The following is a 12,600-nucleotide window of genomic DNA, read 5'->3' as shown; positions in this document are numbered from 1 at the left end:
CCGGCATCCAATGCCGGCAAGCTTTCATGATTATTTCTTTTCCAGATCCACTTTTTCATCTGATTCTACTGCTTCCAAAGCGATTTCCGGATGGTTGGAATAAAACTTGCGTCCGATGAACGTCTGGATGATCAGCAAAATACCACCGACTGTCCAGTAAACCGGCAGAGCGGCCATGGACGTGAAAGAGATGAACATGATCATGATCGGTGAAATGTAGATGAAGAGTTTCATCTGCTTCTGCTGCTGTTCCGGCATAGTCCAAAGCGAAACTTTTGCCTGGAAGAAGTAAACAGCACCGGCAATCAAGGTCATGATGATATCGGGTTCACCAAGATTGAACCAAAGGAATTCGTGCGAACGGACTTCCGGCGAGTAAAGGATGGCGAAATACAGACCCATAACGATCGGCATCTGGATAACAACCGGAAGACAGCCCATATTCAATGGGTTGACTTCGTGTTTCTTGTAGAGCCCCATCATTTCCTGCTGGAGCTTCATCTGTTCTTCTTTATCTTTCGTGCTCTTCAAGCGCTTTTGGATGTCTTCCATTTCAGGGCGCATGGCATCCATCTTCACTTTCATCCCCTGCTGGCGCTTATAAGTGCGCAGCATGAAAGGCATCAATACGAGTCGGATGACAACTGTAATAGCTACAATCGCGAGCCCGTAGCTGCCGCCAAAAAGATTACCTAAATAATCGAGGGAGAAATCAAATGGCGCGACAAAAATGCTATAGAAAAACCCTTCTTTATTCTCTACAGCCGAACAGCCACTCAGGAAAAGCACTGCTGCCGTAAGCATTGACATTAAAATAAATTTCTTTTTCAAATTAGTCACCTTCACCTTTTTAAACTATTAAGAAGTATACCGCATTCTAAGCGCATATTTCAAACCGCGAAAAGTCTCTGCCTTGTTTTTTACAAGGGATTTGACAGGATTGTGGCTTAGCGTCAGCCGCAACAACTAAAAAAAACCAGAAAAAAAAGGAGAATTTCTTCTCCTTACTTGGCGTTTGGCAATGTATATCTGAAATAAGGGATATGCTGGCTGTCGCGGAATTGCTTCGGCGTAACCGTCGTATATTTCTTGAAAATGCGGGTGAAGTAACTTTGGTTGCAGAAATGGAACTGCTTCGAGATTTCTGAAATCCCTTTGTCTGAATGGCGAAGATAATGCTGAGATTCCTCAACACGGCGAACATTCAAGTATTCCACCAACGTAATGCCGGCATGCTCACGGAAAATCCGCGACAAATGGCTTGTTGAAATATGGAAATGCTTGGCTACATCTTCAACTGACAAATCGCGTTCCACTTCGTCGTTGATGAACATGACCACTTTGTTTACAGTCTGATGCCCAAATGAAGGCTGTTTGCGTTCTGAGATAACTGAAATGAAAAATTCAATCAGTTCATCCGCTACATATAAAAACTCTGAATCATTCATGCGGTTGTCGACAAGCTCGATGCAGGCATTATTGAAAGCAAAAGCTTTTTTAGGCGGCACGCGCATTTCGAAAAGTTTTCTTGCCATCACCGAAGAAAGTACTATGTAATAGTTTCGGATTGCACGGATCGTATCTTTGCCTGCATGCAGTGAAATCATATCGATCAAAGCACGAAGCGTCTCTTTCGCTTTCTCTTTTTCCAAGTGATGGATTTCGTAGATTAATTGGGTTTCGGTCTCATAAAACTTTTCCAGGCCATCATATTGGTTTAAGTTTTCACTTTCTGTCATGAAAATCTTGGAAATGGTTTCTTGAATTGTTGGTACAGCAATTATATTCATCTTTTCCCCGTCTTTCTTTTCACAAGTTTTTGCAGTCACTATGTTAACTATATACTGAAACAATAAATAAGGACACAGTTTTGCTCAAAAATATATAATTTTTTAAGCAATATGGTCTACTACCTATGCCCTACCCGAGAATTTTTTAGGAAATATCTTCCCTAAATATATACTAAACATACCGCAAACATTATAAAAAATCTCGCTTTTTCTCTAAAAGTAACATACATTTAATATTTCTGAAATGCGTCACACCTTTCCCGCTATAATGATTTTATTATTCTACTCTTCTAATTCTTCTTTGTCTGGCGGAATGAGCGCACGAATATGCCGTGGCAGGACTTCAATCTTAAATGGTGTTGCACATCCTTCATCACCGTCAATATTACAAATTAACGGCTCTTTTGTCCGGATGACCACTTTTGTGGTATGGATGGCTTCAACTTCAGGGTCTTCCTCCAGTTTCCCCCGCCATAATGCTCCTGCCATTCTGACAAAACCGGCAAGTTTTGCGTGTTCTATGATATATAGATGAAGCAGCCCGTCATCCGTCAATGCTTCCGGTGCCAGCTTTTCAAATCCGCCCACCGAATTGGTCAATGCGACCAGAACCAGTTTGGCGTCGCCTTTCCAAACGCCATGATCATGTTCAACTTCGAAATAAGTTTCTTCATCCGACGTAATCGCTTTGATTCCTTCGATAAAATAAGCAAGTGCTCCAAGGCGTGTCTTTTGCTCCGGCGAAACGGAAGAAGTGGATTCCGCGATATCACCGATAGCCAAAATATTCATGAAGTACATATCGCCTACTTTCGCGATATCTACAGCTTTCTCGGTCCCTTTCTTCAGTGCTTCGATAGCTTCTTCCGGGTCCAGGGAAATTCCGAGTGCCCGTGCAAAATCATTGACAGTCCCAAGAGGGATGAGGGAAAACAACGGTTGATGAGACTGCTCCGCCAGACCGGATACCGCTTCGTTTATCGTCCCGTCTCCACCCATGGCCACAACAAAATCATATTTCTGCTCACAGGCCTCACGAGCAAAAAGGGTTGCGTCCCTTTGTTTTTCCGTCTCTTTAGTATCGACAATATATCCCATTTCTTTAAGGGTTTTCTCCACATTTTCTCTATAATCGGCAGCTTTTTCTTTTCCTGCCGACGGATTCAGTATAAACATCGCCTTTTTCATCTTTCTACCTCCAGATGGTATAATAGTTTCATTATCTCTATTTACCCTTTAAACACTCCATCTTAATCCATAATCTTTTATTATTTCAGGGAATGAGGAACAGCAATGCAGCTATTCATCTATATCATCATTTTCTTCGCGTTCTTCGATCTTTTTGCTCAATTACCGATCATCAGCCCTTTTGCGATTGAATTGCAGGCAACGCCATTTTTGACGGGATTGGCCGTCGGCATGTATTCACTGTCCAATACTTTCGGCAATATCGTTTCAGGCATATTCTCCGACAGAAAAGGACCCTTCGCCATTTTAGTGGCCGGAATGCTGCTGACAGCTGCCTTTCTTTTCACTTACTCACTCGCGGAAGGTCCCTACAGCTTGCTCGCCATCCGCTTTCTCCATGGTTTGGCGGCCGGGTTGATTGTTCCGGCAGCCTTCACTTATCTGGCCAACCGCACAGACCATAGCCGCCGCGGCAAAGGAGCTGCGGTTTCAGGCGCTTTTGTGGGGCTTGCCGCTATTATCGGCCCCGCATACGGCGCGATATTCTCCAGTCGCACCAGCGTGCCTGAGACCATGGCAGTGACAGGAACTTTACTGCTGATTCTCGGCATTTCATCTTTTTTCCTGTTGAGCCGCACTGTCAAAAAAAGAAAGGAATTGCCTGCCGAACCGCTTACTTTTAACATGATCATTCTTAACTCAGGTTTATTGCGGGCTTTTATGGGCGCCTTCTTCCTTATGTTTTCACAAGGCGTACTGGCGTATATGCTGCCGTTGAAAGTGTCCGGCCTTGGACTCCCCGCTGAAATGAGCGGCCTGCTATTAAGTGTTTTCGGTATTGCCGCCATTCTCGTGTTCCTGCTTCCGGTGAATCGCCTGTTCGATTTGATCAAGCCTGTTTATACTTTAATAGCCGGATTCTTTCTTATGGGCAGTTCCTTGTTTTTATTGAGTTCTGTTTCTGCGGCTCCTTTGCTTTACACCAGTATGATTACTTACGGCATCGGCTTTGCGTTCCTGTTCCCCTCCATTAATTCATTATTGATCGATTCAACAACCGAACGGTCACGGGGCAAGGCATACGGCTATTTTTACGCCTTCTTTTCGATTGGCGTTGTAGCGGGTTCTTCCTTTACAGGCGCATTGGCATTAAGCGCCGACCGCGGATTCATCACCAGCGGTGTGCTGCTGTTAAGCGCCGCTGCAGTGAATCTGGCGACGTTAAGAAAATAAAGAAATGAAAAAAGGGTGGTCCGCAGACCGCCCTTTTATATATTGTCCGTATTTATTTTTGGTTCAGGAGATGCGGATTCGGTATCTTCCGTTTTTTCCTTGCTTGTATCATTCGGTGATAATTTTGTTTTCTCTTCGTTTGCGCCTTCTTTTTGCTGTTCTTCTTCATTGTAATATTGAACCGAAGTCATTGCGCCCTCTGAAACCATTTTGTTTTCACGCGGTTCCTGTGGTTTCGATCCATCGTGCGCCGTTTTTTTATTGTCGTCCAGGTTTTGTGATTCCATATATGAATTCACCTTCTCTTTCGCATTATTGAAAGCCAATGTAGCTTTTTCACGGTTTTCGGGGTTTTTGAAGTAAGTGTAGGCACCTACTGCAAGGCCCGCCAATAACAATCCTCTGCCTTTTCCTTTTGCCATTCCATCCACTCCTCCACAAATTGATATCTTCTATCCTATATACCCTTATTCATATTATTTAATCTACTTTGAGCTGTTTGGACTGTACCTCTTTGTCCAGCTTCATATCTACATGCGGGATGCCGTCTTCATCGTAGACATCCGATATCGGATCAAAGCCGAATGATTGGTAGAATTCCTTTAAATAGACCTGTCCCTGCAGCCGGATCGCTTCAGGCTGCCATTCATTGAAAATAAATCCGATGCTTTTGTTCATCAATTCACGGGCAAGGCCGCGACCTCTGGCATCCGGGCTGACGATTACACGCCCTATTGAAGGAACGCCATATTTAAGTTCTCCGGGCACAAGCCGCGCATAGGCAAGGATCCGCCCATCTTCCTTATATGCCAAATGGATCGATTTTTGGTCCAGACCGTCCAGTTCGGGATATGGGCAATTCTGCTCAACTACAAAGACATCCACTCGCAGCTTCAACATTTCATAGAGTTCAGCTGCAGTCAGTTCATCAAAATCATAAAATTTCCAAGTCAACTCCACTCACTCCTTTAGTCTCTATTATTCCACAACAGTGGCTATTCATGGGGAATTTTGATATGATGACGAAAAGAATTTCCGAGGTGATTGCATGATTCGCACAGGTACACCCAAAGATATTACAGCTGTTCAGGAAATTGCCCATATCAGTTGGAATGACACTTACCAAGACATAATCCCAGTGAATATACAGCAAAGTTTCTTAGATAAATCCTATTCCGTCCCAATGATGGAAATGCGCTTGAAAAAAACCATTCTTCTATTGGCTGAACACGAGGGCGAGCCTATAGGCTTTGCCAATTTCACGAAACTCGACGATGATGGAGACGCTGAATTGATTGCCTTGTATTTGAAACCGGAATATCAGCGCAATGGCTATGGAAAAAAACTCCTCGACAGCGGGTTGGCTTATCTGCTCGATGGTTCAAACCTTTTTGTTTATGTGGAATGCGAAAATAAAAAAGGCCGCAGCTTTTATGAAGCGAACGGCTTTGAGTTTGTCGAAGAATTTGAAGAACTGTTTGAAGGCCACCCGTTGCAGACAGCGAAATATGTGTACAATTTGAAAGCACCCGCTCTATGAGCAGGTGCTTTTCTTTGTACTGCTTATAGCGGGCGATACGGTGTATCGTCATCGCGGCGCGTATCATCACGGCGAGTCTCGTCACGGCGGACAGTGTCGTCTGTTCTGCGGACTTCATCTTCGCGATATACAGGCTCATCCGTTCTGCGAACCTCATCTTCGCGATATACAGGTTCATCCGTTCTGCGAACTTCATCTTCACGGTAGAGCGAATCATCCGTTCTGCGGATTTTCTCATTGCGGTATGCACCATCATCTCTCCTGTGCAATTCATCATCGCGCATCGGCGGTTTGCGTACGAAACACATGATTGCAGCAATATAGAAAAGAATCGATGTCAATGACAGGACGCCTGCCAACAGACCGGCAAGTATGAAGAACACCCCTGCAAGGCTTGCGTTACTGGTCTTCTTCAAATTAATGAGGGCCACAATTGCCAGAATCGTGCTGAGTGCCAGCATTGCCACGAGCGCCCAACCGAATACTCCGGTTCCGCCAATGATGAAATCCACTACCATTTGAGCTTCTTCCGGACTTCCCTCAAAAGCGGGATCATTCATGATATCCTGCTCAAACTGTTCAAACTCGGCAGTGCCTTCCAGACCGCTGATACTGGTAATCAGCCATGCCAATAAAATGATCGTAAGAATGTTAAATACAATTCCGATTATGCCGAGGACCCGTTCCCCTGTCCTGCTGATCGTTCCATTATTCATATAACTGCCTCCTCCTTATTTGCAGCCGTCCTAATTTCCAGAACGGGATGCAGAAAACTTTGTTCATAAATAAGATTCCCTGAAAAAATTTGCTGAAACATGTTTAAATTGCTTTTGCCCGGGTATTTATTTAGTAACAAACAAAATTACAAACATTTGAGAGGGGTTCTATAAAATGGAAAAAAACTTAGTATTTAGCCAATCAGATTTCATGTACGGTGTAGGTGGAGCTTCAATTTTGACTGGTATCGTTTTCTTAATGACATTCCTATAAGAAATTGGAGGTAGTTATGAAAAACTACATAACAGAACATTAGAAAAAGCAATCCAAACCATAATGAATGGCGGATTGCTTTTTTGCGTTTCCTTGCAAGAGATGGCCCCAAAATTCTTGGGGCCATCTCTCACTGTCGCTTTTCTGCTTTTATACTTTTACATCCTCATATTCATCATACCGTTCGAATACAGACGCTACGTATGAGCAGACTGGTTCAATCTTGTATTCATTTTCGCGTGCATATTCGACTGCGCGGTCAACCAGCTTTTTCGCCAGTCCCTGGTTGCGCATAGTTTCATTTACAAATGTATGTTCCACGACCATAACATCGGCCATTTGGGTCCAGGTGATTTCAGCATTAACCGTCCCATCATCTTCATTGCGGAATGCAAATTCATCCTGGCCAAGCTCCACCATTTTAAAATCCATCTTCCATCCTCCTCGATTATTGCTTATTAATACTCAACGGACGCAGCGATGCTTCTATTTCAGCTCTCTTTGGTTCCAGGAATGGCGGTAAAGCCAGGTCTTCCCCTAAACTTTCCATTGGTTCATCTGTTGCAAATCCCGGTTCATCTGTGGAAAGCTCAAATAGAATACCATTTGGCTCCCGGAAATAGATGGCTTTAAAATAATACCGATCAACTTCACCGGAAGTCATAAATCCGTTATCACGCAAATATTTATTCCATTTGCTGTACTCTTCAAAGGTCTTCACCCTAAATGCAACATGATGGACACTTCCGCGTCCAGGACGTTCCGGCGGAAGATCCGGACGTTCCTCTACATGTACTTCGCCGGCAGGGCCGCCTTTTCCTGTCGAGTAGACAAAAATATCTGCCATCCCTTCAATTTCCGAAGGATAAGAGCCGACTTCCTCAAACCCCATGATTTCCGTCAGCACTGCTGCGGTCCTGTCTTTTTTACGGACCGTCAGCCGGACATTTCCCAAACCGACAATCGCATATTCTTCGGGAACTCCAGCTTTTGTCCAAGGAATGCCGTACTCAATGCCTGTGCCGTCGTCAACGGTCAGCATTAAACGGGATCCTTCGAAGTCTTGAAATTCAACCGTCTGACGATTGAATCTTTCACGGATTTCACCGTGAGGCACCTGAAATTCCTCAAAACGCTTCAGCCAGTAATGCAGCGCTTCCTCACTTTTTACACGGAACGCTGTGTTGCTGATGCTTGAAACACCGGGATACGTGCGCCCGGCCATCGGAATATCAAAATACGTCATATCTGTTCCAGGCGTGCCCACCGCATCTGCGTAAAATAAATGATAGGATGATGTCGAATCCTGATTAACGCTTTTTTTCACAAGCCGCATGCCAAGGATCCGCGTAAAGAAACCATGATTTTTATCAGCATTGGCCGTGATTGCTGAAACGTGATGAATGCCTTCCAATTTCATAAAAAATGCCTCCTTAAATTATCTTGAATTCGAGATATTAATTAAATAATAACATCCTTGGTCTCCTCCAGCAAGAAAACGGCTTACTGAACTGCGAAGTGCCTTCAATTCAGATTTATTTCCAATTAAAAAACGTACAGCCTTGGCCATCCTTTTTTCAGGCTGTCTAGAAACCATCAACTTCTATAATCATTCCGTTTTAGACGGATGCTTTCCGCGGGGAGCGGCCTAAGCCTCCTCAGTCGCTTCGCTCCCTGCGGGGTCTCAGGACTCGCTCTTTTTCCCGCAGGAGTCACCGTCTGTCACTTCATTTTGATTGCATTCTGAAATAAGACATTCCCTCCTTTACTTGAAACAAGCTGAAGCGAATTTCTTAAATAGAAAACAATCTAAAGATATGGAGCAAAACAGCGAAGACTCCCAGGGGATTAGAAACAGAGTTGGTTTTCCAACTCTGTTTCGAGCGAAGTGCTGAGATCCACTCGGGCGAAGGGGACCGAGTCCGAGTTAGCTAAGAGTTGGCCGTAGCTTGCAAGGCCGGCTCTTTGCGACGAAGCTAGCGCAGCGATGCAGGAGCACGGGTTTTTGCAAGCCCCCAGGAAAGCGAAGCTGTTTTGCGGAATATCGGTTTCCTGCTTTTCTTTCTCAACAGTCTAAAAAAACGGACAGCCTCGGCTGTCCGCTTTTTCAAATTAGATTAGTTGAACCATGAACGCACAGTGTTCGCCAGGTTTCTGAAGAATTCTTTGACACTGTTCCAGAATCCTTCATCGTTAACGATTGTGCCAATCTTGTCTTCGATCGTTTTACTTAAGTCTTCAAGTTGAGTCGACCATTGGGAAAAATCGATATCCAATTGGCGGATCCGATCCATCAAATCGATCAATAATTGACGGTCTTCCGGGCTCAGCTCAATTTGCAGCTTCGACAATTGCTCTTCTACAATCTGTTCCACGTCTTCACGTGAAGCCGGATTCTGTTCAGCAATCTGCTTTTTGATCTCTGTCAGCAACTCGCTTACTTTCGCTTCATCTACACCTTCAGCGAGTTCAGTCGCCACTTCAAGTTCATCGTTTGCAACGTCTGTCCGTTCCGGATCCAATTGTTCGCCGTTTACTTCATAAGCTTTGTAGATGCCTACAAGTGCTGAGTGGCCAGTTACCGGTTTTGGTGCGGCAACTTCAACTGTCGCATTCTCGATTCCAGCCGTCAGCATTGCATTGGCATACATTTCCGTTGTTACTTGTGTGATATTATCCGGCGTTACGATTTGGATGACCAGGCCTTCGCCTTCATCTTTACGGGTGATTTTTGCTGAAGAAAACATACGCGCACGCGCGTCCCCGTCTTTGATATAAGTGACAAGGTCTTCACCCGTGACTTCGATTTCTTCCACTTCCGCCTCTTCTTCGACACTCAGGCTTTCAGCGACACTCGCTTTTTCGTCTTCAGAGAGGTTGCCTCCGTATACCACAATCGGCACTCCGTATTTTTCATTGATGCCGACATTCGCTGCTGCCCAAGTGGGAACGAGCGTCGATACCATTAAAATCATTGCTATGGTTGCTATCAGTTTCTTCATCTTTTTAGCCCCTTTCATAGAAATAATACGATTCCGATTCAGAAAGGTTGCATCAATGCTGCTGAAGTTTGGTCCAGCCGTCTTCCTGTACGATTCGACGGTCTTTGTACAGGCGTCCCAAAGCACGCTTGAATGCAGCTTTGCTCATGCCGAACATTTCCTGGATTTCTTCTGGTGAAGATTTATCGCCGAATGGCATCTGGCCGCCAGATTCCGTTAGATAACGCATAATCGTTTCAGCATCATCCGACAAGCGTTCCTGCTTGCGCGGCAGCAGCGAACCATTCAATGTGCCATCATCTTTCACGCCAATGATACGCACCGTTTTTTCTTCGCCAAGGCGCGGTTCTTCTTCCCGCTCGGTTTCATGGACAAAGATGCGGTACATTTCCGGAACCGAAATCATGAATGTGCCGACCGGCAGCAAGCGATAAGCCCTTGCTTTCAAATCCTGATTATAGACAGACGTCGGTGCATCAACATACAATTCGTTGACCTTCTCTTCAGTTGCAAGGCGTCCGTAAAGATCGCCGTAACGGTCTGTCCGGATTGTCATGAAAATGTGATCGCCCTGTTGTGGCCATAGTTCTTCGAATTGCGGCAAATCTGCCGGCAGCAGGTAGACTTCACGGGTAGTCCCGATATCCACGACTGCTCCTTCGCGCTTGGATACCTTCAATACTTTTGCCCAGCCGTAAATACTTGGCAGAATATGCGGAATCATCGGTGTTGCCGAAATGCCGCCTTGGCGGTTTCGGTAAAGGAAAACTTCAATTTCTTCCCCGATTTCGCGTCCTTCTTCGATTTCAGACTCATTCATCAGAACTTCATCACCTGAACCGTCTGATAAGATCCACTGGGAACCTGAACGGTCCTTTATTTGTAATACTGCTTTTTCACCTGGATGCAATGCCATAATGAAACCTCCTGTTTCTATTAACTATTCTTCTCTTCATTTTTAAGTTTTTCCAGCTTTTCGATAAATTGAGGATTTTCCTCAAGTACCTGGACAAGATCAGCAATCCGGTTGATTGAATTCCAGCTCAAATGGTGTTCAATTCCTTCCACATCATTATAGATGCGTTCCTCATCAACACCAATCAGCCGTAAAAACTGCTCCAGTAAATCATGTCTTTTGACAAGGCGTTTGCCTAATTTCTGTCCTTGCGGCGTCAGCACCAGTCCACGGTAACGTTCATAAATCAGATAGCCGTCCTTATCCAGCCTCTGCACCATCTTGGTGACAGAAGACGGCAGCACGGATAACGCCTCGGCAATGTCCGAAACACGGGCGTAGCCTTTCTGTTCGATTAATGAGTATATGATTTCAATATGGTCTTCCATACTTGGAGTAGGCAAATTTCGTTCCTCCCTAACGTGGCTAACCTTAAGTTTACTATACCCTCACCCCGTGAACAACCGAGCTTTCCCCACACCGATTACAGTTTTTTTCACGATAGGTTTGCGGGGTATTTTTTGAGGGTACATATTACTATCTAAGCAGAAAGGTCGGTGAAAACACATGGCTCGTATTTTATGGATTATTCTTGTAGTTATTTTAGCAATTTGGCTTATCGGATTTTTAATGGACGTAGCAGGCGGATTAATTCACCTATTACTAATCGTAGCAGCAATCATTCTTATCGTTAACTTGATTTCCGGTAGGAAAGGGATATAGAAGAAGAGACGGCGAGGGTCAATCCTCACCGTCTCTTTTTCTGTTTATCCATATTTGCTATTCTCTGATTTTCGAATAGATGCATGTATCACGCAGTTTATTGTCGAGGCGGGAGATCGTCTCATTGCGGAGGATGCCTTCCAGTTTAAAATCAAGCCTTTCCGCAACAGCACGGCTTCTGACGTTGTCAGGATCGCATTTGATTTCCACCCGGTTTGCCCCGAGTTCCTCGAACGCAAAACGCGTTATGCGCTCAACCGCTTCAGTCACATACCCTTTTCCTTCAAAACGATTGTCGACCCAGTAGCCGATTTCGAACTTCCGCACTTCCCAATCGATGCGGTGCAGCCCGCTTGACCCAATGAATTCCCCGGTTTCTTTCTGGAAAAAATGAAGGCGGAGATCTTTTCGCAATTGGAAATCAGCAGCCGCTTCGATGAGATTCGCTTCAATCTGCTTCAGGTCAGGTTTTTTCTGCGCAAACGGCATCCAGGGACGCAGCGATTCAATGGAATGCTTGATCGCTTCATAACTGTGGACCGCATCTTCACGACGCGGCGCGCGGATCAGCAAACGCTCCGATTCGAATTCTTCCGGAAACTCGAGCAGGACAGGATTAAAAGGTGTCCCTGATGGTTCCGCAATCGTATCTTCCCATAAAACAGGCGTCGTAACACCCTGCTGCCAGTCTTCTCGGGTCATTCCGTAAGTGACCGCATCGAAATAGCGGTTTTCTTTTGCCGAAAACCAGGCTTGGCGGATATGGGCTTCTTTAACGAACCCCGTCCGTTCAAAAGCCTTGCGCATCGCAAAGTTATCGTGGCGCGTATGCCCTTCCAGCCTGATTTTCTTTTCCGGCAATGAGAAAACGAAATCCGCCGTCATTTTCAATGCTTTCGGCCCGTAGCCTTTCCCGCGGTATGGATCGGCAATCCGCAAATCGAATAACGGGATGTCGTCCTGCAGATCAAAGATTTTCACAAGCCCGACCTGTTCCCCTTCATCATTTTCAACCCAGAAGGTAGTTACCTGATCAGACTGGTAACCGCCTTCTTCGATCGTCTTCTGTATTAAGGCACGGACTGGATGTTCCTGTCCGTGATATGGCCAGGAATTCGTCGTCATAAAATGGATCAGCTGTTCCTGCTCTTCCATTGTCCATTCAGTTAATTTCAAAAC

General features: G+C 45.1%; 15 protein-coding genes. 3 read left to right on the top strand and 12 right to left on the bottom strand.

What is annotated here, in order from left to right; translation table 11 throughout:
• Positions 1–30: 30 nt before the first annotated feature.
• The 3 genes from yidC to CXF70_RS03545 all read right to left on the bottom strand — a co-directional run bounded on the left by yidC (position 31) and on the right by CXF70_RS03545 (position 2,978).
• Positions 31–831, bottom strand: coding sequence for a membrane protein insertase YidC (yidC, locus tag CXF70_RS03555; protein WP_084243051.1), 801 nt, complete (start codon positions 829–831; stop codon positions 31–33).
• A gap of 173 nt (positions 832–1,004) precedes the next feature.
• Positions 1,005–1,790, bottom strand: coding sequence for a helix-turn-helix domain-containing protein (locus tag CXF70_RS03550; protein ID WP_101801574.1), 786 nt, complete (start codon positions 1,788–1,790; stop codon positions 1,005–1,007).
• Between the two features lie 282 nt (positions 1,791–2,072).
• The gene (locus CXF70_RS03545; protein WP_084243053.1) at positions 2,073–2,978 is read right to left on the bottom strand and encodes a diacylglycerol/lipid kinase family protein; all 906 of its coding nucleotides are present in this window, start codon (positions 2,976–2,978) and stop codon (positions 2,073–2,075) included.
• Between the two features lie 105 nt (positions 2,979–3,083).
• Here CXF70_RS03545 and CXF70_RS03540 point away from each other — a divergent pair, with 105 nt between their 5' ends.
• On the top strand, positions 3,084–4,211 hold the full coding sequence (locus CXF70_RS03540) for an MFS transporter (protein ID WP_101801573.1): 1,128 nt from the start codon (positions 3,084–3,086) through the stop codon (positions 4,209–4,211).
• A gap of 35 nt (positions 4,212–4,246) precedes the next feature.
• Here CXF70_RS03540 and CXF70_RS03535 read toward each other — a convergent pair whose 3' ends face one another.
• On the bottom strand, positions 4,247–4,633 hold the full coding sequence (locus CXF70_RS03535) for a hypothetical protein (RefSeq protein WP_084243055.1): 387 nt from the start codon (positions 4,631–4,633) through the stop codon (positions 4,247–4,249).
• 58 nt (positions 4,634–4,691) lie between these two features.
• Positions 4,692–5,165, bottom strand: a complete 474-nt coding sequence (locus CXF70_RS03530; protein WP_101801572.1) for a GNAT family N-acetyltransferase — start codon at positions 5,163–5,165, stop codon at positions 4,692–4,694.
• Positions 5,166–5,259: 94 nt separating this feature from the next.
• On the opposite strand from CXF70_RS03530, the gene CXF70_RS03525 reads away from it, so the two are divergent.
• Positions 5,260–5,751, top strand: coding sequence for a GNAT family N-acetyltransferase (locus CXF70_RS03525; protein WP_084243057.1), 492 nt, complete (start codon positions 5,260–5,262; stop codon positions 5,749–5,751).
• 23 nt (positions 5,752–5,774) lie between these two features.
• Here CXF70_RS03525 and CXF70_RS03520 read toward each other — a convergent pair whose 3' ends face one another.
• From CXF70_RS03520 to mntR, 6 genes are all read right to left on the bottom strand, one after another.
• The gene (locus CXF70_RS03520) at positions 5,775–6,467 is read right to left on the bottom strand and encodes a DUF4064 domain-containing protein (protein ID WP_101801571.1); all 693 of its coding nucleotides are present in this window, start codon (positions 6,465–6,467) and stop codon (positions 5,775–5,777) included.
• A 424-nt stretch (positions 6,468–6,891) separates the two neighbouring features.
• Positions 6,892–7,173, bottom strand: coding sequence for a GNAT family N-acetyltransferase (locus CXF70_RS03515; RefSeq protein WP_101801570.1), 282 nt, complete (start codon positions 7,171–7,173; stop codon positions 6,892–6,894).
• Positions 7,174–7,189: 16 nt separating this feature from the next.
• The gene (locus tag CXF70_RS03510) at positions 7,190–8,161 is read right to left on the bottom strand and encodes a ring-cleaving dioxygenase (RefSeq protein WP_101801569.1); all 972 of its coding nucleotides are present in this window, start codon (positions 8,159–8,161) and stop codon (positions 7,190–7,192) included.
• A gap of 697 nt (positions 8,162–8,858) precedes the next feature.
• On the bottom strand, positions 8,859–9,743 hold the full coding sequence (locus CXF70_RS03505; RefSeq protein WP_084243061.1) for a DUF1002 domain-containing protein: 885 nt from the start codon (positions 9,741–9,743) through the stop codon (positions 8,859–8,861).
• A gap of 52 nt (positions 9,744–9,795) precedes the next feature.
• A complete protein-coding gene (locus CXF70_RS03500) occupies positions 9,796–10,659 on the bottom strand; it encodes a CvfB family protein (RefSeq protein WP_084243062.1) in 864 nt (287 codons plus the stop codon).
• A gap of 20 nt (positions 10,660–10,679) precedes the next feature.
• Positions 10,680–11,102, bottom strand: coding sequence for a transcriptional regulator MntR (mntR, locus tag CXF70_RS03495; protein WP_084243063.1), 423 nt, complete (start codon positions 11,100–11,102; stop codon positions 10,680–10,682).
• Between the two features lie 163 nt (positions 11,103–11,265).
• Between mntR and CXF70_RS18050 the strand changes: the two genes are divergently transcribed.
• The gene (locus tag CXF70_RS18050; RefSeq protein ID WP_117313425.1) at positions 11,266–11,421 is read left to right on the top strand and encodes a lmo0937 family membrane protein; all 156 of its coding nucleotides are present in this window, start codon (positions 11,266–11,268) and stop codon (positions 11,419–11,421) included.
• A 57-nt stretch (positions 11,422–11,478) separates the two neighbouring features.
• Here CXF70_RS18050 and CXF70_RS03490 read toward each other — a convergent pair whose 3' ends face one another.
• The gene (locus tag CXF70_RS03490) at positions 11,479–12,597 is read right to left on the bottom strand and encodes a GNAT family N-acetyltransferase (protein WP_101801568.1); all 1,119 of its coding nucleotides are present in this window, start codon (positions 12,595–12,597) and stop codon (positions 11,479–11,481) included.
• Positions 12,598–12,600 lie beyond the last annotated feature (3 nt).

This window comes from Planomicrobium sp. MB-3u-38, assembly GCF_002836425.1.
GTDB lineage: Bacteria > Bacillota > Bacilli > Bacillales_A > Planococcaceae > Planococcus > Planococcus okeanokoites.
The sequence above is the reverse complement of the archived record's forward strand: the minus strand, read 5'-3'. Positions and strand labels throughout refer to the sequence as shown.

Coding starts and splice junctions, on each gene's coding strand:
- CXF70_RS03550 (WP_101801574.1), bottom strand. CDS start 1,790: ATGAATATAATTGCTGTACCAACAATTCAAGAAACCATTTCCAAGATT.
- CXF70_RS03545 (WP_084243053.1), bottom strand. CDS start 2,978: ATGAAAAAGGCGATGTTTATACTGAATCCGTCGGCAGGAAAAGAAAAA.
- CXF70_RS03540 (WP_101801573.1), top strand. CDS start 3,084: ATGCAGCTATTCATCTATATCATCATTTTCTTCGCGTTCTTCGATCTT.
- CXF70_RS03535 (WP_084243055.1), bottom strand. CDS start 4,633: ATGGCAAAAGGAAAAGGCAGAGGATTGTTATTGGCGGGCCTTGCAGTA.
- CXF70_RS03525 (WP_084243057.1), top strand. CDS start 5,260: ATGATTCGCACAGGTACACCCAAAGATATTACAGCTGTTCAGGAAATT.
- CXF70_RS03520 (WP_101801571.1), bottom strand. CDS start 6,467: ATGAATAATGGAACGATCAGCAGGACAGGGGAACGGGTCCTCGGCATA.
- CXF70_RS03515 (WP_101801570.1), bottom strand. CDS start 7,173: ATGGATTTTAAAATGGTGGAGCTTGGCCAGGATGAATTTGCATTCCGC.
- CXF70_RS03510 (WP_101801569.1), bottom strand. CDS start 8,161: ATGAAATTGGAAGGCATTCATCACGTTTCAGCAATCACGGCCAATGCT.
- CXF70_RS03505 (WP_084243061.1), bottom strand. CDS start 9,743: ATGAAGAAACTGATAGCAACCATAGCAATGATTTTAATGGTATCGACG.
- CXF70_RS03500 (WP_084243062.1), bottom strand. CDS start 10,659: ATGGCATTGCATCCAGGTGAAAAAGCAGTATTACAAATAAAGGACCGT.
- CXF70_RS18050 (WP_117313425.1), top strand. CDS start 11,266: ATGGCTCGTATTTTATGGATTATTCTTGTAGTTATTTTAGCAATTTGG.